The sequence below is a fragment of the Cryobacterium sp. N21 genome (assembly GCF_002929575.1).
Lineage (GTDB): Bacteria > Actinomycetota > Actinomycetes > Actinomycetales > Microbacteriaceae > Cryobacterium > Cryobacterium flavum.
Map to the genome: position 1 here is coordinate 47,054 of NZ_PJJQ01000024.1, position 19,575 is coordinate 66,628.

The 19,575-nt window shown below is 64.5% G+C and carries 19 protein-coding genes; 9 read left to right on the forward strand and 10 right to left on the reverse strand.

Translation table 11 applies throughout. From position 1 onward, the window contains the following. Window positions 1-11 precede the first annotated feature (11 nt). The 8 genes from CXY77_RS02460 to CXY77_RS02495 form a co-directional block, all read right to left on the reverse strand. Complete coding sequence (locus tag CXY77_RS02460) at window positions 12-422, reverse strand: DUF4913 domain-containing protein (protein ID WP_233197179.1); 411 nt, start codon at window positions 420-422, stop codon at window positions 12-14. Beyond that, complete coding sequence (locus tag CXY77_RS02465) at window positions 419-2,239, reverse strand: type IV secretory system conjugative DNA transfer family protein (RefSeq protein WP_233197180.1); 1,821 nt, start codon at window positions 2,237-2,239, stop codon at window positions 419-421. The genes CXY77_RS02460 and CXY77_RS02465 overlap by 4 nt, the downstream gene beginning before the upstream one ends. Beyond that, window positions 2,236-3,894: an ATP/GTP-binding protein gene (locus tag CXY77_RS02470; protein WP_233197181.1), complete on the reverse strand. Its 1,659-nt coding sequence runs from the start codon at window positions 3,892-3,894 to the stop codon at window positions 2,236-2,238. Before CXY77_RS02470 ends, CXY77_RS02465 begins: the two co-directional genes overlap by 4 nt. Next, window positions 3,894-5,393: an SCO6880 family protein gene (locus tag CXY77_RS02475; RefSeq protein WP_199181854.1), complete on the reverse strand. Its 1,500-nt coding sequence runs from the start codon at window positions 5,391-5,393 to the stop codon at window positions 3,894-3,896. Before CXY77_RS02475 ends, CXY77_RS02470 begins: the two co-directional genes overlap by 1 nt. Window positions 5,394-5,407: 14 nt before the next feature. After that, entirely contained in the window at window positions 5,408-6,739 is a 1,332-nt protein-coding gene (locus CXY77_RS20050) for a hypothetical protein (RefSeq protein ID WP_104129568.1), read from the reverse strand. 266 nt (window positions 6,740-7,005) lie between these two features. Then, entirely contained in the window at window positions 7,006-7,722 is a 717-nt protein-coding gene (locus CXY77_RS02485; protein ID WP_104129569.1) for a hypothetical protein, read from the reverse strand. 31 nt (window positions 7,723-7,753) lie between these two features. Further along, entirely contained in the window at window positions 7,754-8,056 is a 303-nt protein-coding gene (locus CXY77_RS02490) for a hypothetical protein (protein ID WP_092341916.1), read from the reverse strand. Window positions 8,057-8,065: 9 nt separating this feature from the next. After that, window positions 8,066-8,686: a DUF6668 family protein gene (locus tag CXY77_RS02495; protein ID WP_199181856.1), complete on the reverse strand. Its 621-nt coding sequence runs from the start codon at window positions 8,684-8,686 to the stop codon at window positions 8,066-8,068. Between the two features lie 165 nt (window positions 8,687-8,851). On the opposite strand from CXY77_RS02495, the gene CXY77_RS19825 reads away from it, so the two are divergent. From CXY77_RS19825 to CXY77_RS02530, 7 genes are all read left to right on the forward strand, one after another. Continuing rightward, on the forward strand, window positions 8,852-9,130 hold the full coding sequence (locus tag CXY77_RS19825; RefSeq protein ID WP_158252752.1) for a helix-turn-helix domain-containing protein: 279 nt from the start codon (window positions 8,852-8,854) through the stop codon (window positions 9,128-9,130). Further along, window positions 9,127-10,452: a cobalamin biosynthesis protein CobQ gene (locus CXY77_RS02505; protein WP_104129571.1), complete on the forward strand. Its 1,326-nt coding sequence runs from the start codon at window positions 9,127-9,129 to the stop codon at window positions 10,450-10,452. Before CXY77_RS19825 ends, CXY77_RS02505 begins: the two co-directional genes overlap by 4 nt. Further along, window positions 10,449-10,961, forward strand: a complete 513-nt coding sequence (locus CXY77_RS02510; RefSeq protein WP_104129572.1) for a hypothetical protein — start codon at window positions 10,449-10,451, stop codon at window positions 10,959-10,961. The genes CXY77_RS02505 and CXY77_RS02510 overlap by 4 nt, the downstream gene beginning before the upstream one ends. Before the next feature lie 2 nt (window positions 10,962-10,963). After that, on the forward strand, window positions 10,964-12,085 hold the full coding sequence (locus CXY77_RS02515) for a M23 family metallopeptidase (RefSeq protein ID WP_104129573.1): 1,122 nt from the start codon (window positions 10,964-10,966) through the stop codon (window positions 12,083-12,085). Window positions 12,086-12,256: 171 nt separating this feature from the next. Beyond that, entirely contained in the window at window positions 12,257-12,676 is a 420-nt protein-coding gene (locus tag CXY77_RS02520; RefSeq protein ID WP_104129574.1) for a helix-turn-helix domain-containing protein, read from the forward strand. Between the two features lie 223 nt (window positions 12,677-12,899). Then, on the forward strand, window positions 12,900-13,136 hold the full coding sequence (locus CXY77_RS02525) for a toxin-antitoxin system HicB family antitoxin (RefSeq protein WP_140425453.1): 237 nt from the start codon (window positions 12,900-12,902) through the stop codon (window positions 13,134-13,136). 215 nt (window positions 13,137-13,351) lie between these two features. Beyond that, complete coding sequence (locus tag CXY77_RS02530; protein ID WP_233197182.1) at window positions 13,352-15,256, forward strand: hypothetical protein; 1,905 nt, start codon at window positions 13,352-13,354, stop codon at window positions 15,254-15,256. Window positions 15,257-15,368: 112 nt separating this feature from the next. Here CXY77_RS02530 and CXY77_RS02535 read toward each other — a convergent pair whose 3' ends face one another. After that, window positions 15,369-16,043, reverse strand: coding sequence for an RES family NAD+ phosphorylase (locus CXY77_RS02535; protein WP_104129577.1), 675 nt, complete (start codon window positions 16,041-16,043; stop codon window positions 15,369-15,371). Next, window positions 16,033-16,410 (reverse strand): hypothetical protein, encoded by a 378-nt coding sequence (locus CXY77_RS02540; protein WP_140425454.1) that lies wholly within the window; start codon window positions 16,408-16,410, stop codon window positions 16,033-16,035. The genes CXY77_RS02535 and CXY77_RS02540 overlap by 11 nt, the downstream gene beginning before the upstream one ends. Before the next feature lie 323 nt (window positions 16,411-16,733). Between CXY77_RS02540 and CXY77_RS02545 the strand changes: the two genes are divergently transcribed. After that, complete coding sequence (locus CXY77_RS02545) at window positions 16,734-18,182, forward strand: ParB/RepB/Spo0J family partition protein (RefSeq protein WP_104129579.1); 1,449 nt, start codon at window positions 16,734-16,736, stop codon at window positions 18,180-18,182. A gap of 387 nt (window positions 18,183-18,569) precedes the next feature. Next, a complete protein-coding gene (gene dprA, locus CXY77_RS02550; protein WP_104129580.1) occupies window positions 18,570-19,505 on the forward strand; it encodes a DNA-processing protein DprA in 936 nt (311 codons plus the stop codon). Window positions 19,506-19,575: the final 70 nt, after the last annotated feature.

Consider the following 19,575-nt stretch of genomic DNA (forward strand, 5'->3'; position numbering starts at 1 on the left):
TGTGTGCTGGCTTAGTTCTCCCGCATATCGGGGAAGAGCCCTTCCGGTGGTTCCGTGTAGGGCAGCGGTTCGCCAGGTTTGTTCGTGTCCTCTGACTTTGCGAAGGGTCCTTCTGTACTCATCAGGATGGGCATGTGGTGGTCGGCGTGTTCGATCCACCAGGTGCTTGATCCGGTGGCGCCGTCGAGTCTGAGGTGTTCCCAGGCGCGCCAGAGGGCGTCGATGCGGGCGAGCGCTTCGGGGTAGTTCCACCATTTTGCCGCCCAGCGGAAGCTGGCGTTGCCGGGGCCGACGCGGCGGGAATACATGTGCCGGAGTCGGTCACGCATGAACTCGTCCGACGAACCGTAGAACAGCTGCGGCACGTCCTCCTCTGAAGCTTCCGTGTCGTCGTCGTCGCGGAGTGCGTCGAACTCGCTCACAGGTCATCCTCCTGTCGTGGAACTGCGTTCAACCAGGCTTGCGTGTCGCCAGCCGGTGCTGCCAGCACCGGAAACTCGTTGACCGGCGCTGTGCGGCGTGACGGGTCGTGTGCGGCGATGGACGCGCGGACGGCGTCAGCCTGTGAGCTGCGCATCCAGGGCACTGTTTCGATCAGTGTTGCGGGTGCGCCGGAGGCGAATACGACGGCGCGGCCGCGGGGCAGAGCTCCGAGGTCCGCAACGTCCAGGGTGCGTTCGCGCTGCATTTGGTGGGATGTTGATCGGTTTCCTCGGCCGACACTGGTGGAGGTGGTGTGTTTGTCGTAGTCGCCGACCATCTGGGAGAGTTCGTTCAGGAATTCTGGTTCTTTGACGCCGCCGCCGTAGACGGCGATGTTGGAGGCTGACCAGAGTTTGCGCATTCCGTCTCTGCCCCATACTTCGACGCCTTGTGACCAGGACTGCAGGATGGTCATGAGGACGATTCCGCGTGAGCCGTAGTGTGAGTACAGGTCGGGGAGGCCGTGCCAGCGGCACACGTTCGCTGCTTCGTCGAGAACACCGAGCAACGGTACGGCCAGGCGCCCGCCGGGCTGGGTTGTGGCGAGTTCTTCTGCGGCTTCGACGGTGGCGGCGGTGAGAGCGGTGACGAGGGGTCCGGCGGTTCCTTTGCCTTCTTTGGAGAGGCTGTAGAGGGTGTCACGGCTGCGTACGAAGGCGTGGGGGTCGAACTGTGGCCGGGAATCCCCGGTCATGTTGCCGCCCAAGGGCGTCACCCATTGCCCGATCGCACGGACCTTCAGGCATGATGCCATTTGCGCGGCCGTCCCATAGACGCTGTCGCGGCGTCGCGGTTCGCCGTTCACTTGGCCGTCGACGGCGTCGGCCATCTGGTCGTATCCGTGAGCGCGCAGAATATCGACCGGAGCCTCATCGCCGGGCGTTGTGGTCCAGGTGAAGACCTTGGTGATGGGTAGACCAGCTACGGCGGCGGCCAAGAGGAAGCCAGCCAAGAGGTCTTGGCCGGCGTTGTCGAAATACGGGTCGGCGCGCGCGTCGCCGGCACGAGAACCGGTAGCGAAGTGCTCGGCCAGCTTCGCGGCCTTCACATCATCGGTGACGTAGCTGAGGGGGTTCCACCACCAGGTTGGTTCCTCGAGAGCGATGCGTTGCGGGTCGAACGCCCACACGCGGCCACCGCCGGCGGCTCGCACATCACGCGTGGCGTCGAGAACGTCTCGCTTGTTCGACGTGGTGAGGACGGCGCCTGGAGCGGACAAGATCGCCGGGATTGCACGGCTGGTGGATTTTCCGGTGCGGGGGCCCCAAATGTCGACGTGCATATCTTCGGCGGAGCCGTAGAGCTTCTGCCTTCCCGCAACGGTGATGCCGATGGGGACGCCGAGCCAGTCGGTGACGCCGAGACGCTGCGCGGTCGCCTTCGCGCCCGTAGCCGACAGCGCGCGAAGATCGCGCCCCTTGCCCATGTAGGTCGCCGCTCCATCGACGTTGCTTCGGCGACGCCGGGCACGTGACACCGCCACGGCGACGAGGATGCCCAAGACGAGCACCACGCCGAGCGTGGCCGCGAGAATCCACGTCCCGGACACTGGCCAGGTCACGGAGCCTCCCAGCACGCCGAAAAACAGCCCGAACGGGTCGCCGGTCAGGTCGGGGTTGACCCCGTCCAGGTGTGAGCCCCACGTCACGGCCACCCACACCGTGCCCAGGACTACGGCCACGAGCGCGAGGCAGACGATCAGCATGATCGTCTGCCCGTCGAGGCCGTTCTGGTTTCGCCTGTTCGATGCGCTCACGCTGCACTGTCCTCTTCGGTCGTAGTACTGTCGGCTTCTCCGTCGACCTCATGCCCGACGTCGTCGGCGTCGCCCCGTCCAATAGTCGGGTTCGACTCGTCGGGTTCGGGGAACGACGCAGCGGGATGCCAGAGCTTGTTGGTGTCGTTGATGGCGCGTTCGGATTCGATGAGTTCGACCTTGACGGGGATGCCTGGATGGCCGCCGACTTTGATGAGGAATTTGCCTCGGCCGGGAGGGTCGGATTCGCGCCCGAGCCCGGTATCCCAGGTGCCGGGATCTTGCCAGGACGTGAGGAGTTCTTGTTCGGCGCGCGAGAGTGGGACGGCGCTGGTGAGCATGGGCATTTCCGCGCCCGGTAGGCCGCCGGCGATGACCATGCCGGAGCGTTCGACGAATCCGCGTGCTTTCATCCGGTCGGACTCGTTCGGCAGGGAGAGGAGGTCGCTCATCGTGTGCGAAATCATGGCGAGGCCCACGCCGCGTTGACGGTTCAACCGGGTGAGGGCGTCGACCCGGTCGACCATGCCCGCTCCCGCGCGCAGCGCCCGCCAGAGCTCGTCGAGGACGACGAGGTAGTGGCGGCGTGGCTCGAGACCGGCGTCGGCGAGGGCGTTGGCGATGTTCACGGCGCCAAAGCCGGCCGACCAGCAGGCGAGCAGGATTGCGGCTTGCATGTCGGTGTCGGAGTCATCGATCGAGGACACGTCGTAGACAACAGGGCGATCCCTCATCATGGGAACGTCGGTCGGGTGGGCGAATGTCTCGCCCAAACGTCCACCCGAGGTGAGGCTGATGAGTGAGGCTTCCAGTTCCTCCGTGATCTTCTTGTATCGTTCAAGGTCGCCACGGTCCAGGGCTACCGCGCGCACTTCTGCGGGTGCTTCCTGAATCACGCGCAGTAAGTCGCCGAGCACCGGGACTCCCCCATTGCGTTCGTCGAGCACGGTGAGGGCACGGTCGATGATGGCTTCTTCGCGAGCGGACGGCGGGTCTTTGCGGAGGATCGTCAACAGGGCCGACACCATCGTTTGCCGGCGGCCGTGAGCGTCGGCGAGCACCATTTGACGCTCCTTCTCTTTGCCGGCGAGGCGTAGCCGTTCGGCGGCCGCGGTTGCTTCGCCGGGATCGAGGATGTTCAGGTGCCCGCGGCCACGGCCGAGGGTGATGACTTGCCCGCCGAGAGCGCGAATCATGTCGACATAGTCGGGCTTCAGATCGCCCAAAACCAGCGGCAGGTTCCCAAATCCCGCGCCGCCGGCGGCCATCCTTCGGATGAGCGTTGACTTGCCCAGGCCCGGCAGGCCGAGCACGAACACGGAGGGGTTCGAGATGAGGCCGGCGTCCTGGAACCAGGAAATGGGGTCGGCGCACACGGTCGCGCCGGTGAAGAGCTGCAGGCCGATCGGTACGCCGACCATCGGGGTTCCTGTGCCGACCGAGAAGGGGTGCATGCCGCACACTTGCACGGTCGTTCCGCGCCACTCATCTGCCGGCTGGATGACGCTGGCTTCACCGCGACCACGGCCGGGCCAGCCGCGAGGACCGGGTCGACGGACCTGGGGTTTCTTTTCCTTGCCTGCCTTCGTCTGCTTCGCCGTGGCCAGCTCGCGCGGCTTCGAGACCTTGCGCCGGGTGGAATCAATGGCGGGCATTACAGCTGCTCTCTAACCTCAGACGGAATCCGCAAATGTTTCGGCAGGACCAGGCCGAGTGGAAGTGCGGCCGCGAACGCGGAATCCTGAGAACCGTGCACGATGCGCAGCCGCAGCCGTGCGGTAGCGGAGAGGTTATCGATCGCGGCCTTCGCATCGGCCTCGTGGGCGGCGTCGATCACCGTGGCGGTGACGAGCATCGCGAAATTGACCAGGCCAGCGCCAGACGCTTCCTCCTGCGCCGTGGCGAGAGCGGCCCGTGTCGTAGTCAGGCTTCGTGCTGTGGGCTTGTTTGCGGACTGCACATTGAACGTCGAAGCGCGCACGTCTGCCTCGACGATCGCCGCGGCCTTGGCCGCATCAATCGGCCGATAGAGCAGCGTGACACGCTTCCGCGCGACGTCTCGGTGCGGCGCCAACAGGCGAGCCAAAATGCTCGAGGGGACGTTGCCGCGGGGGGCACCACTCATCATCCACGTCACCGACAGGGCCGAATCGTGCCGGTAGGTGTCCCAGTTCGCCTGATGGGCTGTGGGGCCGACCTCCGGCCAGTAGAGCTCAGGCGGCTCACCGGCCGCGTTCGCGTCGTCGATGAGTCGTGCTGCAGCCGGGTCGTAGGCGACGCGGATGACTTCGCAGAGTTCTTGGGCGTTCAAAGGGCGTGTTGCCCCGGCGCCGGTCGATGACAAGCTTTGAGTGAGACCGGGGAGGCGTGAGGCCAGCTCGCGGCCCATTTCATCGGGGGTGCGCTTTTTTCCTCCGACGCGGGCAGCCGCGTTGAAGGTGATGGCGACGTAGGCCTTGATTGTCGCGGAACCGGCGGGGTATTGCTTCACCAGGTCGTGGAGGATGCTCGTGGCAAATTCCGGGGCGGCTGGATCAATGCGACTGTTCACTTCGCGGCGTAGCCGCGTCCCTGTGTCGGGAGCCGTTTCAATCGTTACGGAGACGGCTTCGATGCCGGGTTCGTCGCCGAGGCTGGCGAGCCACATGCCCCACTCGGCAACCCACACGTCGACCTGTTCGCGGTCGACGAGCGCTGCGCCGTCGGGCTCGGTCGCGATGACGACGGTGTAGTCCGACGTGGTGGGGATCTGCAACAGTGCGAACGGGCGGTTGTAGCTATCGTGCCACTCCGTCAATCTGGACCCCGCGGCCAGGCCGGGCAGTTGAGCTGTGCCCCACTCGGCGCGGCCGAGCGGCCCGGACCGGTAGATATGCGTCCCTGTGGTTTTGGTCACCATCCACCCAACCCGTGTGGTGGCTCGCATCAGCAGGCTTTGACCGTGCTTGTCTGTGACTGCGACCGTCAGAAGGAACACCCCGAACACGAGCGCCGTGACGACGCCGTTCAGAATGTTTGAGGCCATCGTCACGATGACGCTGAAACCGGCCCCAACGAACAAAATCGTCGTGCCGATTGATCCCAAGCCCAGAAGGCCAGCGGTCTTTGGTTTCGTCCAGTTGCCGTAGCTGCGCGGTGCGCTATGCGTTGTCATCAAGAACCTCCTACTTAGGACTTGCTCGGTCCGGTTGAGTCATCGGCCGCCGACTGCACGGCACTCTTCGCGGCATCGGCTGCGCCCTTGGCGGCGGCGCCCGCCATCTGTGCGCCCATCACAATCGGTGCAGCAGGCCCAGCAGCAGCGGCAGCCCCACCGGCCGCGGCACCTCCCCCAGCCGCGGCGCCACCAGCTGCGGCGCCACCGCCGCTTGCTGCTCCTGCTACTGCGGCAGATGCCGGGTTGTCCCCGGCACCAGAGGGTGTCGGGGTGGGAGCCGATGGCTTGCCACCGCCGGGCGTACCTGAACCGGTCGGAGCATCGCTGCCGCCACCACCGCCTGCGGGGGTCGACGACGAGCTACTCATCCGTTTGATTGCACCGCTGGCCAGATCGCCGCCGATCGCCCCAGCTGCGCCGGCCAGTGCCAGGCCCGCAGTGCCACCGCCGGCGACAGCACCCGTCATCGGTGCGACAAATTTGAGTAGAGCGGGCAAGGCGATGAGGGCCATGAGCATCAGCGCCAGTCCGGTCAGAATCGTCCAAATACCTCCGCCGTCATCCTGGAAAGCGTCCGTACCGGTGAGGCTGAACGCCGCTGCATAGATGAGAGCGGCGGCAGGCTTGTAGAGAATGAAGGCGATCGTCCACCCGACCACCTTCCCGAACCACTGCTTACCCATCTGCGTGTTCGTGAAGCTCGCTGTCAGCGGCAACACACCGGCCAGGATGACCAGCAGCCCGCCACGAACGACCATCAGCGCAACCTGGACGTAGGTCATCAGAAGAGCGATCGAGCCCAGAATGAGGACCCCGATAAGCCCGATCGGTGAGCTGGCCGTGACTGCCACCATGGCGGCGACGTTCGTTCCAAAACAATTGGACCCTCCGGCCACGGACACATCACAGTCCGTCGCTCCATTGAGGATCCAGATCGAGAACGCATCGGCAGCAGTCGTAGCGAGGGTGATGATTGCAAGGCCAGTCCCCGAAACCACAATGAGGGTAATCAGTGACTGGATGAGATCCTTGCCCGGCTGTGCACGCTGTTCCCACGCCATTCGAATCCCGCCGATGATCACGGAGAGGATCGCGAGGCCACCGACGTAGTACCAAAGCGAGTTCTGCAAGAATCCGACGGTCGTCGACGATCCCTCGGGCGCATTCGCACCCAAGAGCCCACCGATGAGAGCGGACGCACCCGAGATGAGCAAGATCGCTATGAAAATGACCCCGAGGGTGCCCACATGGCGGAAACCCTCACCGCGACGGCTCCGAAGAGCGATGGTCGCGCCCAGAGCGATCATCGACAACACCGCAAGCGTGAGCCCGACGAAGGTCATGTATCCAAGAATGGTGGTGAAGGAATCTGACCCCGGAGGCGCGGTTAGCGTCTTAGTCGTGCCGTCACCGGCAGTGAGGACCGGTGTTGGTACAGCAACCCACATCGTCCCGATACTCGCCAGAGCTTTCCCGAACCCCTCCAGAACACGGTTCGCCAACTCTTGAACGGCATCATTCGACGCCTGCGATACGACGTTCCCGATTGCGTCACCACCTATACAGAAAATATCGACCAGGGCACAGCCTTCCTCAGCCGCCATATGGTTCACGCTCCCGACCACGGGGTGTATCCGCCGAGGTTAGCGATGGGTGCTGGAGATAAGGGAAGCACGCCAGCGTCAGTCATCTGTATCTTCCAGTCGCCTTCCGCCCAGACGAGTTTGAGCGGCAAACTCACCAACTCGCCGCTCGAGTAATTGACAGCCAGATCGACGGTCGTCTCTTTTGTCGAGTAGCTGCCGATCTTGTAGCCCGCTACTTGTGCACGAAGCGTTGAACCCGATGATTCTGAGCCCGCGGCAATTAGGGCGTCTCTCCCGGGACCGGGTGCGACCAGCTGCGGGAGCCGATCGCGCAGGGAAGCGTCCGTACCCATAGCCGCAAAATTCACTGCCAAGAAGAGAGCGCCTTCGGCGGTGTGCGCGTAACAGGTGCGGAGCCCATCGATGATTTCAGCGGGGCCGGCCCCCTCCGGCTCAATCGGAGCCGCGACAGTTCCCACAAGCTCCCAGTCGTTTTCGGGCGCTTGAGTCAGGGTGTTCGTTTTCTCGAAACCATCGAGTCCACAGACGCTTTTGTCGGCGGCGTCGCCGCTGGGGGTCGTTGACGTTGGGTCGTTCGGTGGTGTGGTGTTGTCGCCCGTGTCGTGGTTCAGTGATGTTACGAGGACGATGATCGAGGCGAGGACGATGATCCCGACGACGGTTGCGGCGGCGATGAATCCCGGTCGTGAGAATGGGCTTCGGTGTTCGGTGTTCGTCATGCGTTGCTCCTTCGCGCGGTAAATGCGGGTGTTAGGAGCCGGAGATGAATCCGACGAGTGCGGTTGCTGCGCCGATGATCATGACGCCGACCAGGATGCTGACGAGCGTTTTGACGTGTTCTCCGCCCTCGCCGCGTCGTGCATTAAACATGAACATCACGGCGACAGCGATCAGTGCCAGGATCGCGGCGATCAAACCAACCCATTTGGCCCAGGCAACGAGCGTGGTCACGGCTCCGAATCCGGGTGGGGCGAGCGGATCCGGGTCGGGCAGGTCGGTGAGGACCTGACCAATTGTGGTGAGCGCGTGGGCGGCTGCGAGGGAGAGGGACATTGAGACCTTTCAGTTATGGGTGGGGGCACCTGTCGGCGTGAGGGCGAGGTCGGTGAAGAGTTCACGGAATTCTTTGGGCAGCGAAGCGATAGTGTCTGGGGGTCCAAGACGCCAGGCATTGACCCAGGGAAGGTTCCACACCCGGGGTACGCCGCCGGCGATGATGTGCTCGAGGTGACGCAGCTGCTTGGGTCGACGTCCGGGGGCGTCGGCGATAAGGGCGAGGCCGGCGAGTTGTATTGCGTCGCCTAACGTGTTCGCTGCCCACTCTGTGGCGGCGTGTTGCGCGGTGAGGAGGCCGGCGTAGTTTGTCCGCGCCACCAGGACGACGCGATGCGTTGTGCCGGCGGTGGTGGGAATGGGCCAGGCGTGTTCGCAGGGCCGCGTGCCGGCTGTGAGGGCGGCGAGGGTTGACTCTCCGGCGCCGCCGTGGACGCCAAGCCACCAGATCGTTGCCGGCCATGCGGCGCCCCGGCGCGGCAGCCGGTCAATTGCGTTGGGAACGGGGATGCCGAGTTGCGGCGCGGTCGCACCGTGACGCTCGTCCCGTCGTGTGGGAACGGGCGCGGAGGTGTCGAGCTCGTTAGACGGGTTAGGGCCGATGAGCCACCGATTTGCGCTCGTATTCATGCCACTCCCCCTTTGTCCTGGTTCATGCTCATTCGTGTCACTCACATAGACTCGTGTTCTACCCCGCGACGGGGGTTCTCGGCGTCTTGTATTCATATTACCTATCTGATGCGTAATTATACGTTTATGCACTCATCTGCCTTATGTTTCGGTTACGCTCGGAGGGTGGACGAGACACCAGCGCTGATGATGTGGCCCGACTCGATGTTGCGCCGCTACGGCGACATGTTGAGCGTGGCTGACGTCTCGTCTGTGCTGGGGTTGGAGCCGCGTAACGTTCGGTGTTTGCTCACCAGTGGTGATGCGGCCATCCGGTTGCCCGGGGTGAAGATCGGCAAGAGCTGGCGGATTGCCCGCGTTCAGCTACGCGCGTACCTGATCGGGCATCACAACGACGACTCCGCACTCAGTTCAGAGGACGCCAAGAGAGGCCCCACGTCATGATCGAGACCGTTCCCACATTCCCCAGGATTGAGGCCACCGTTGCAGCCGATGCGACGGGAACCGTCGCGATCAACGGAGTGATGCAGTCGGTGGTCGGCGCCGATGAACAGGCGGTGCGGGCGGAAATTCTCACCCTCGTCACGGTGACGGCTACCGACATGGGTCGCCCCGTTCGGTTGAATACCCGGGACCGGCTGGGGGAACAACTGCTCGCCGTCTACCCCGACGGCCACGTAGAAGCGCTCTCCGACCGTGCTACTGCAGCAACGGCAGGCGCGCCCGTTCCCGCTCCGGTGGACCCCGTCAGCCGGGTCGCGGACCCGAACGTCCACAGCGCTCAGAGCCCAGACCATCCTGAACACCTTGAGCGCCCCGAGGATCCAGCTGCCCGTTTGACGCTCAAGGACTTTCTACAATCTCAGCCAGCTGCCCTAGTCGGGCCGGCCGAGATGGGGTGGCAGGGCACGGTCCGCCGGCTGACGGGCGGCCTCGTCTCGGTTGGTCCGGGCGTAGCCGAGCTCACGCATCGGAGCGCGATTGATCGGGTCCAGCAAAGCCTGCGCGGGCCCCGAACGGTCGTCGTCATCAACCCCAAGGGTGGCGCGCATAAGACCACTGCGACGTTGCTGCTGGCGGCGACATTTGGCACCTACCGTGGCGGGTACACGCTGGCGTGGGACAACAACGAAACCCGGGGGACGCTGGGATGGCGGGCCCAGCCCGCCCGCCACAGCAACACAGCCGTTGACCTGCTCCGCGATCTTGAACGCTTCAACGACCTGCGCAGCGCCCGGGTCGGGGACCTCGACAACTATGTTCGTTCACAGGGCTCCACCCAGTTCGACGTGCTCGCTTCCGACGAAGACGCCGCGGCATCCTCGACGATCAACGGTCAGGCGTTCAACGAGTTGCACACCACCCTGAGCCGGTTCTACCGCGTCATCGTCGTTGACACGGGCAACAACATGCGCGCCTCCAACTGGGAAGCTGCCCTCGACGCGGCCGACCAGCTCGTCATCGTCTCCACAATCCGTGAGGACACCGCCGCCAGCGCCGCGTGGCTTGTGGACGGACTGTATGAAAAGGGCCACGAAGAGAAGGTGCGTAACGCTGTCACCGTTCTCGCCTCCCCCTCCAAGGTCGCCGATGCGCAGCTGAACCGCCGGTTGCATGGCCACTTTGCGTCCCTGACTCGCACGGTGCTCGACGTGCCCCACGACCCCGCACTGGTCGACGGGGGAACGCTCAGCTACGACGCTCTGGCCCCGGCGACGCGTGAAGCATGGTTGCAGGTCACCGCAGCGGTCGCGGACGGGCTGTGACACGCGCCCTGGTCGCCGTGGTGTACCTCACTGCTGCCCTCGCTCTGACGGGATGCGTCGGCGCCACGGCGTCGCCGACCATGGCCCCGGCAACGAGCTCCACCAGCGCACCGTCGACGCCGTCCGGAACCGCGGTGCCGGACGCGCCGACCGATGACGCGAGCGTGCTGCCCGTGCCGGAAGCGGGAACGGACAGCCGGGCTGCTGCGATCACCGCAGCGGAGAAGGTCGTGACGACGTTTGGGCAGCCCACACTCGAGGCCACGACGTGGATGAACAACATGTACCCGCTCCTGACCCAGACGGGCGCGGCGGCCTATGAAGGAACGGATCCGGCGCAGGTCCCCCAGCACCAGGTCACCGGTGCTGGGACCGTTCTGGACGGCTCCACCGAGGTCGCATTGATCGTTCAGGTTCCCACGGACGCGGGCCTGTACACCGTCAGCCTGAGCCGCCCCGGCGCGTCCGCGCCCTGGCTCGCCGACCGAATCCGACCCGCGCAGGGATAACGATGTCCAACGAAAAAGGGACAGGCGCGCTGATCCTCATTGGGGTGCCCGCCGCGCTGGTCGCGACGGTGTTCCTGCTGATCATCCTCGTGTTCTCCGGCACGGCCGCCAGCGCTGCCTGCACCGAAGCGGCCGGCACGGTGAACCCCAACACGGTACCCGCCGATCCCGTCGCCGGGTACTCCGGCGAGCAGCTGACAAACGCCGCGTACATCATGAACGCAGCCAGTGCTCTCACACTGGACCGCACTGCCCAAGTTCTCGGGGTGATGACCGCTATGGGGGAAAGCTCACTCGTAAACGTTGGCTACGGTGACGATCTGACTGGCGTCACCAACCCGGACGGCTCCCCCACCAGCTCACTGGGCTTATTCCAGCAGCAATGGAACCTGGGAACATGGGGAACCCGCGAAGACGTGATAGACCCCACCCATGCCGCGACGGCATTCTTTGAACGCCTCGTCAGCGTCGCCGACTGGCAGAGCCTTGCGCCCACCCTCGCCATTCATCAGGTGCAGGGCAACGCCGACCCGTTCCACTACGAAAGCTTCTTCGGCGCAGCAGACCAGATCGTGACCGCTCTCGCTGGCGACAGTGCCGGTGGTGGCTGCGCCAGTGGCACCGTTGCTCTGCCGCTAAGCGCCGGCTTCAACATGACCGGCGACTACGGACCGAGGGAGAGCCCGGTCGCGGGGGCGAGCAGTTGGCACCCCGCCTCTGATCTGCAGCATTACCCGAACCCGTGCGGTGACCAGATCTACGCGATCACCGAAGGAACCGTCACTCTCATTGCCGGCTACCAAGTCTCGATCAAATCAGCGGACGGCTACACCGTCTCCTACCTCCACATGAAACTGTCCGACGTGTCCGTAAAAGTCGGAGACGCCGTCACCACCGGCCAGCCGATCGCGCTCGTCGGCAACGAGGGCCCCTCCACCGGATGCCACCTCGACCTGCGCATCAACACAGCGGGCAGTACCAATGACGCCGTGAACACTCTCACGGCAGGTGAGGATCTCGGTGGTCCGTCGGCGGTGGCGGGGTTTGTGAATCCGGAGGAATACTTCACCCTGTTCGGCATGGAATTGTGCCCAGCAGGGTCGTGTCAGAGGCAGTATTTATGACCCCGAATCAGACGCGCAGGCTTCCGGGCATGAAAGTGGGGGTGACCTGCTGGAATAATGCCATGAGTGGTGTGGATAACAATGCTGCTATCTCCGACCCAGCACGGCCCGCCCCGGTGACCGTTTGCCGCATATCCGAACCGGATTTTCACATGAAAGACACCGCCCCTGATGGACGATGAATACTGGGACACCTACCCAGAGACCTTAACTACCGCCGACGTGGCCAAAATTCTCCACGTCGGAAAACCCGCCGTGTTCGCCCGACTCCACAGTGGCATCATCCCCGCGCACCAAGTCGTCGGTTCCTGGATCATCTTCAAAGCTGAAATTCGTGCGTGGCTTGACTCCACCAGCAACCAGGCGCCTGCCGGCCCCACGGCCGTCGTCGACGTGCTGGCCGCCTACGGTGACGAACTGAGCTACCGCGACCTCATGGTCCTCTTCGACAAGACCAAGCCCACCATCTACCGATGGCTACAAACAAGCGAAATCCCCGCATATCACGTCGGAAATCGCTGGATCATTCACAAGACACAGTTACGCCAACGACTCCGCGAAACCAGCAACCAGCGTGTCGACGATGAATAACGTCCGACACGCCGCGCCTAGCTCAAGGCCGCCGACCTCATCCATCCCGCTCCGCCGCGCCAACAGGTCAGGAGCGGCCAATGGGAGCGCTACTGCGTTGCGCCCGAACGCGTCACTGAACTCAGCAAGGCGCTCGGACGCGAACTGGGGCAACGCACCGACTTGGGCAACTCGGCGGCGTGTCTTTCCCGAATGCATTCACTTCGCTGCCATGATCAAAGGCATGAGCGCAATCAAGGGCCGGGCCAGACGCCCGGAGAATACCCCCACCGTGCTGTTTCAGGCGCGAGTGAACTCCGCAATCCGTGAAGAGGTCAACGCCGCGGCTACCGCGAGCGGCGTCTCGTCCGGGATGTACCTCGAGGCTCTATTGCGCATGACGCTTGAGGCCGAAGGTCAGCTTCCCGTGCTTGACCTTTTCCCCCCTCGTCAGGAGGAGTTGCATATCCCAGCGGCTTAAACGAAAGAGCCCGCCGCTTACGCGACGGGCTTATCCAAGTTTCGTAGCTCAAACCTTCTCTGCTTGGCGGCGACGAGGTTAGAGCTAATCAAAAGATCCGGTTCTCACGCCGGGGCTTTTGTGTACCCAATCGAAGATGAATCGAAGGAGATGACCCCATACTAACCGATGTATACCGTTTTGACGGTGTTTCCGTTGATGAAACTTCGTTGGGCGTGTCTTCCGACCGTTGGACTGCCTGGGATTTGACGCGCCGCATCACCCCGCGCGACCAGGTTCGCGTCATGGTGCGCGAGGCCGACGGCCAGTTGCACATCAACCAATACCCTCGTTTGTACCGGGTCGGGCCGGACGCACCCACGACGCCCTGGTGCATCCGTCTGGCCGATACCGCGCACCAGTTCCGGTTGCTCTGCTTCGACTTTGACGCGAAGACTCCCGACGCTGTGGAGAATGCCGTCGACGACTGTGACGCCCTCTCCGGTGTTCTCGATGAACTCTCGATCGTCCACGTGGTCTGCCAGTCGTCGGCGGGCGGCGGCCGACACGTCTGGATCGGCGTAGCTGGTGGGGCCTCCTCTGCGATCGTTGCCGCTGTCGCGAGAGAGGCCCACGCGACCTACGACACCCTCGACCATGGCATGCTGCTGAACCCGGCCGAGGGCGCTGCGCGTCCGCCCGGAGCTCCGCACCGCGACGGCAGCACCTCAACCGTGCTCCGTGGTCGCGTGGACGCACTCGCGGCGCTTACAACGACGCCTGGAGAACTGGAACGGCTTGCCTCGGTGCTCGGAGAGCGTAAACCGGCTCTCCGGCACGTCGATACGCGGCCCTCTGGCCCGGTCGATGGCTCGCACCACACCCACCGGGACCTCAGCAAGACGGGGGAAGGCCACATGGCCACCATCAATGGTGGGAGCAACCCGTCGTGGACGGGTTTCATGTGCCTGTTGACGGCGGCCAGCGCCGGATGGACGCTCGGTGACGTCGAGCACACTGCCAAGACGGCCCCCGGTATGGAGCATTTCCGCACGAAGAACACGGGGCGCGGCACGCGTCGGCCCCGTAGCGCGGGCGAGGCCCACGATCGGCTGTCCCGTCAGTGGGCCAAGGCGCAGCAGTACGCGGCGCTCCAGCGCCCGCTTCCCGCCGCACAGGAACCACAAGACCTCACCGAGCTGGGCGCGATCGTCACCGACGTCGACGACCTCCTGATGCGCCTCCGAGTCAATGCTGGCCGGTGGGGACGCACCGAATCGGCCATCTCCCAGCGCACCATCCTGATCGCTCTGGCCTACCTCACCTTGCAGACCGGCAAGCACGCTGTCGCGGCCTCTATCCGCGACCTGGCCCTGATGTCGGGCCTGGGCCGGACGACCGCAGCTAGCGCCCTCCACGCTCTCACCGACGCCGGATTCATCCAGCAGGTGCGCAATGGCGACGGTGGAAATGCCGCCGAATGGGAGCTAACCGGCAAGTTTTCCACAGCCCCTGACGCAGTCCGGTCACAACCATTTAATAACCCCCGCCCCCCTCTCGAACTCTTCACGTTAAGGGCCGAACTGGTGCGTACGATCGAGCACCAACTGACCGACCAGCTCCACGATCTCTTCACGCGTAAGGGACTGGGCCACCTCGCTGGAAGGATCTATACACTCCTCCGCGAGCACGTCGCCTTGACGATTGACTCTGCTGCCCGGCTCCTGGGGGTGTCCTCCCGTCACACGGCCACGATCCTGAGTCGACTCCGCCGACACCGACTCATCATCAAACACTCGGAGGGCTGGGCTCGATCCCTCCGGGACTTGCGCACCCTGGCGGCTCGAGTTCTCGGTGTTGAGGGGATGCTCGACGCCCGGCGTGATCGGTATGAGGCGGAGCGTGTGGTGTGGGCGTGGTGGCAGGCCGAATACGCCACGATGACCAGTACCCCTAGGCAGCGGCCGCGTCGGCCGCATGTGTCGAGCCGGCTACTGTTTGAGGCGAGCACATCCGGTGAGCGTGTCTGGCCCCGTTACCCGCGCTCACCGAATGGCCGGGCCGACCACCACCAGGCCCGCGAATATGTCGACGAAGGGGTGCTCAACCCGGAGAACCGTTGGCAGCTCTCCGTCGCATAAAACTTAGGGTCTGACCAGTATTGGAACAGTGGTTGGCGCGAATCGAGTTCAAGGCGGCGCAGAGACGATCGCCGATCTGATGGCGTGCGGTTTCACCGTAAGTGGTCGAAATCTACGGGATCGTTATGCCGAAGAGGTCGATTACATTCCTGAGCGCCGGATCCGTTGGATCTACCGGGACTGAGGAGCGAAGTTCAACGGGTGTGCCGTCAAAGATTGCCCAGCATTCGAAGTCACCAAGCCGGGAAACGTAGCGGATCCCCGCGTAGAGCGGGCGTCCATGTTCGTCGGTACGGGAATAGAGCCAGCTCGCGATCGCGCGCGTCAAGAGCCGGTTTGGACCCCGTACGGCTGCGACATCAAGGTTTTCCAGCCCCTGGTGCAGGAGAACCGGTGCGGCCTGCTTGGTGAGGTAGGCGTGGGTGGCTGGAGACTCAAGGTCGACGAAAGGTAGCGATCCCGTCACATCGAAGGTCCGCAGCCGTCGTGTGTTGAACCAGGCCATCGGCACTTGCCCGGGGAGTACCCGGTCTGGTTCCGGCGTCAGCTCGGAGAACGCTGTGACCATTGACGCGCGTGGCCGGAAACCGGCCAGCGTCTCGGCGTAGCCGCCCTCGGCTTTCGTCGCACCGTAGAGAACGCCAGCGCCGGGGATATCGAACCGGTTCCCGGCACGCTCATTCATCACATCGACGGGGTTGAGTAGGGAGAAGCGAAGAGCCGGGTCGGTGCGCTCAACCCGCCATAGCGGGGAGGGGGCGAAGACCAGGGCAAGCTCAACCGGCATTGACGAACGCGCGCGCGGCAGCCATCACATCACGGACTCGGCCCTCGGCGATCAACTCTGCTGGCGCCGCGTCCTCTAGCTGCGGGTTCATTCCGATGAACCAGGCCCGCACGACCTCATCCGGGTCGACCTCCGCCAGGAGTTCGACAACCTGGAATGTGTCACGCAACAGCCGTTGCTCCTGCACAGGTGGCTTCGCTTCACCTGCGACCCACCTGGAGACCTGCCTGGGAGTTTTACCCGTGATGATTGCCACAACGTCGCGTCCGAGAACTTCCTGCAGGCGCGCCACGATCGCCGTCGACGCCAACTCCACCGATGCCTTGTGCACCGATCGCCCCAGGGGGCGCATTGCCAGATTTGTCATGCAATAAGTGTATCAAGCAGACACTCAAAGAGACAGTCGTTCGGCACGCAATAAGTCACCTAATAAGAACCGATAGTGAGGCCAGGTGCAACCCCGGTGGGGAGACCCTGCGGGTCCATGGACCGCTCCGCGGGCCGTCTCATTCATTTTTTATCTGTCTGGCCGGTCATCGTAGTTCGCTCCCGTGCCTGCGTGCCCAGCGTGTCGGGCGCGGTCGCAGGCTCCCTTATTTCTCCCGACAAGCTGCGCACTCCGGCGCTCCCGCTCTCAATCGATTCTCTTGCCAGACAGGCAAAAAAATCAGTTGATGGAGAGAGAACCCAATGACTACCACCACCGCCCGCACCGCAGCCCCGATGGGCACCCTGGAACACATTGACCCGAACTTGATCGTCGTTGAGGCAAACGTGCGCACCAAAGCGAACTTGCCGCGTGAATTCGTCGCCAGTATCAAGCAGAACGGTGTCCTGACGCCGATTCTCGCCCGCCGCGACACTCAAGGTACCGTGGTCGTGCGCGCGGGTCAGCGCCGCACCCTCGCGGCCCGTGAGGCCGGACTGGTCACGATTCCGGCGTATATCGTCGAGGCCGATGAAACGACCGTGGATCGCATCGTGGTGCAGATGGTGGAGAACGACCACCGTGAGGCCGTCACCGACGCCGACCGGGTCGCCGCCTTTCAACAACTCGCCTTCGAGGGCATGACCCCGGCGGTGATCGCCAAGCGCACCGGCAGTAAGCCCGCGACCGTCAAAGCCGGAATCGCCGTAGCCGAGAACAGCACCGCGGCCTCGGCCATCCTCAGCCACTCGCTCACGCTCGACCAGGCGGCGGCGCTGATTGAGTTCGAGGGCGACGACGAGACGATCACCGACCTGATCGACGTCGCCACCACCACCCCGGAGCAGTTCGCCCACGCGACGCAGCGCGCACGCGACGAACGCCGCCGCGACGCGATCAAGGCCGAGGCCACCGCCGACCTGATCACACGCGGGTACGACGTCGTCGACCGGGAACCCGGCTACTACGAGACAGGCGCGCCCGTTCGCATCAGCGAACTGGTCACGACGGACGGGGCACGCGTCACACCCGAGGACATTACCGAGGCCCCGGGCCGGACCGCGTTCGTTCGCGTGTATATGTCCGGCGACGAGGCGAGCGTGTCCTATTTTCTGACTGATTTCAAGGCAGCGGGATTTCGTAAGGACAGCGGCAGTGGCGCTGCGAGTGGCCCGATGACCGACGAGCAGAAGGCCGAGCGTAAGACCTTGATCGCCAACAACAAGGCGTGGGCCAGTGCCGAGGTCGTGCGCCGCGACTGGTTGGCCGAGTTTTTGAGCCGGAAGACGCTCCCGAAGGACGCCGCCACGGTCATCGCCTTGGGCTTGACCGTTCACCGCGCCGCCGTTGGCAGTGCCGTCACCAATGGCAGTGTCCTCGCCCATGTGCTCTTGGGTATCGAGCGCGGCGGGTACTGGGACGGGGACAAGCTCGCCGCACTGGTGGAGCACTCCCCCGTCAAGGCACAGCACGTCACCCTCGCCGTGGTCCTCGGAGGCATCGAAGACAGCACGAGTAAGGGCACGTGGCGCTACCCCGACGTGAGCAAAACGCTCTACTTCCAGCAGCTGGCCGCATGGGGCTACGGCCTCAGCGACGTCGAGCAGATCGTCGCAGACGCGAAGACCGCAGAATCCAAGGTCGAACCCGCCGACGAGGCACCCACCTCGGACTTCGACGAGTTGGAGAGTGAGGGCCAGCCCATAGAGTAACGAGTAGCCCGGCGTGGCGGTCCCCCACTGTCACGCCGGGCGCTTCCCCGTCACCGGCACGGAGGCCGGAACCTCAGACTCACATCGCTCTCCTGGCCGGCATTGCCTGCCGGGGCACCCGTTCCCCCAAACGGAAATGGCGGCGCGGCCGCCATCACCTCTACCCAAGCGGAGCCGCTGTGCGGCGCTGTCTTCTGATGTCTTTTTGACCATTCCGGCCGGTCATCGTAGCTCCCTCCCACGCCTGCGTTTCGGGCTTTCGCGGCATATCCTCACGCGCTGCGCTCCCTGCGGTATTCCACGACCCTGCACTACGGCGCTTCCGGTCGCTATCGATTTCTCTCGCCGGAAGGCAAAAAAACAAGTTGTCCCAGGAGAGAGAAGATCATGACCATCACATCCACCATCACCCGCCACCTCACCACCCCGCCCGCAGCACTGACTGGCCAGAACTTGAGTCCCGACGCGATCGCCCGCGCCATGTGGACGATCGTGGGAGAACCCGGAGACACCCAAGCCGGAGAACTCATCGCAGCAGTCGGAGCCGCCGACGCACTCACTCTCCTGTGTCAGGGCGAAGACACTGCCCCCGGAGTAGACCTGACAAGCCTGCGTGAGCGGGTGCTCCCCCGCGTCGTAGACAGCGCCATCGTGGCAGCCCTCAGCGCAGCGGCAAGGGTTGGCGCGGTTCTGATTACGCCGGAGCATCCGCACTGGCCCGCCGGATTCGCCGACCTCGGTGCGCACCCGCACGCCCTCTGGGCCCGGGGCAACACCGCCCTGCTGGTCGCGCAGCCGAGCATCGCCGTCGTCGGCGCGCGGGCGGCGACCGGATACGGCGAGCACGTGTGCATGGACATTGTCGGCGGGCTCGTCGGGCGCGGGCACACCATCGTGTCGGGGGCCGCGTATGGCATCGACGGGATGGCACACCGCGCCGCTCTCGCCAGCGACGGGCAGACCGTCGCGTACCTCGCCGGAGGTGTTGACCGGTTCTACCCCACCGGCCACGACGCCCTCCTGACCCGAATCGTCACCGACGGTGTCGTCGCCTCAGAAATGGGCTGTGGGGCAGCGCCCACCAAATGGCGTTTTCTGATGCGCAACCGCCTGATCGCCGCCGGTAGCAATGCGACGCTCGTCGTCGAAGCAGGGTGGCGCTCCGGATCGCTGAACGTCGCCGGCCACGCCGCCACGCTCGGCCGTCCGCTCGGCGCCGTCCCCGGCCCGGTCACCTCCCCCACCAGTGCCGGATGCCACCGCCTGATCAAAGAATTCGGCGCACACATCATCACCGACGCGATCGACGCCGCCGCGCTCTAGCCGCGCGGGCCGGCCAGCCTTCGGGCTGGCCGGCGAGGGGCCTCCCCTCGCGCTCCCCACCAGAACACCA

What these genes read in the sequence shown, in the direction of transcription:
- CXY77_RS02540 (WP_140425454.1), bottom strand. Translation starts at nt 16,410, where the DNA reads ATGACAAATCTGGCAATGCGCCCCCTGGGGCGATCGGTGCACAAGGCA.
- CXY77_RS02470 (WP_233197181.1), bottom strand. Translation starts at nt 3,894, where the DNA reads ATGCCCGCCATTGATTCCACCCGGCGCAAGGTCTCGAAGCCGCGCGAG.
- CXY77_RS02545 (WP_104129579.1), top strand. Translation starts at nt 16,734, where the DNA reads ATGACTACCACCACCGCCCGCACCGCAGCCCCGATGGGCACCCTGGAA.
- CXY77_RS02490 (WP_092341916.1), bottom strand. Translation starts at nt 8,056, where the DNA reads ATGTCCCTCTCCCTCGCAGCCGCCCACGCGCTCACCACAATTGGTCAG.
- CXY77_RS02525 (WP_140425453.1), top strand. Translation starts at nt 12,900, where the DNA reads ATGAGCGCAATCAAGGGCCGGGCCAGACGCCCGGAGAATACCCCCACC.
- CXY77_RS02520 (WP_104129574.1), top strand. Translation starts at nt 12,257, where the DNA reads ATGGACGATGAATACTGGGACACCTACCCAGAGACCTTAACTACCGCC.
- CXY77_RS02485 (WP_104129569.1), bottom strand. Translation starts at nt 7,722, where the DNA reads ATGACGAACACCGAACACCGAAGCCCATTCTCACGACCGGGATTCATC.
- CXY77_RS02495 (WP_199181856.1), bottom strand. Translation starts at nt 8,686, where the DNA reads ATGAATACGAGCGCAAATCGGTGGCTCATCGGCCCTAACCCGTCTAAC.
- CXY77_RS02515 (WP_104129573.1), top strand. Translation starts at nt 10,964, where the DNA reads ATGTCCAACGAAAAAGGGACAGGCGCGCTGATCCTCATTGGGGTGCCC.
- CXY77_RS02535 (WP_104129577.1), bottom strand. Translation starts at nt 16,043, where the DNA reads ATGCCGGTTGAGCTTGCCCTGGTCTTCGCCCCCTCCCCGCTATGGCGG.
- CXY77_RS20050 (WP_104129568.1), bottom strand. Translation starts at nt 6,739, where the DNA reads ATGACCTTCGTCGGGCTCACGCTTGCGGTGTTGTCGATGATCGCTCTG.
- dprA (WP_104129580.1), top strand. Translation starts at nt 18,570, where the DNA reads ATGACCATCACATCCACCATCACCCGCCACCTCACCACCCCGCCCGCA.
- CXY77_RS02505 (WP_104129571.1), top strand. Translation starts at nt 9,127, where the DNA reads ATGATCGAGACCGTTCCCACATTCCCCAGGATTGAGGCCACCGTTGCA.
- CXY77_RS02475 (WP_199181854.1), bottom strand. Translation starts at nt 5,393, where the DNA reads ATGACAACGCATAGCGCACCGCGCAGCTACGGCAACTGGACGAAACCA.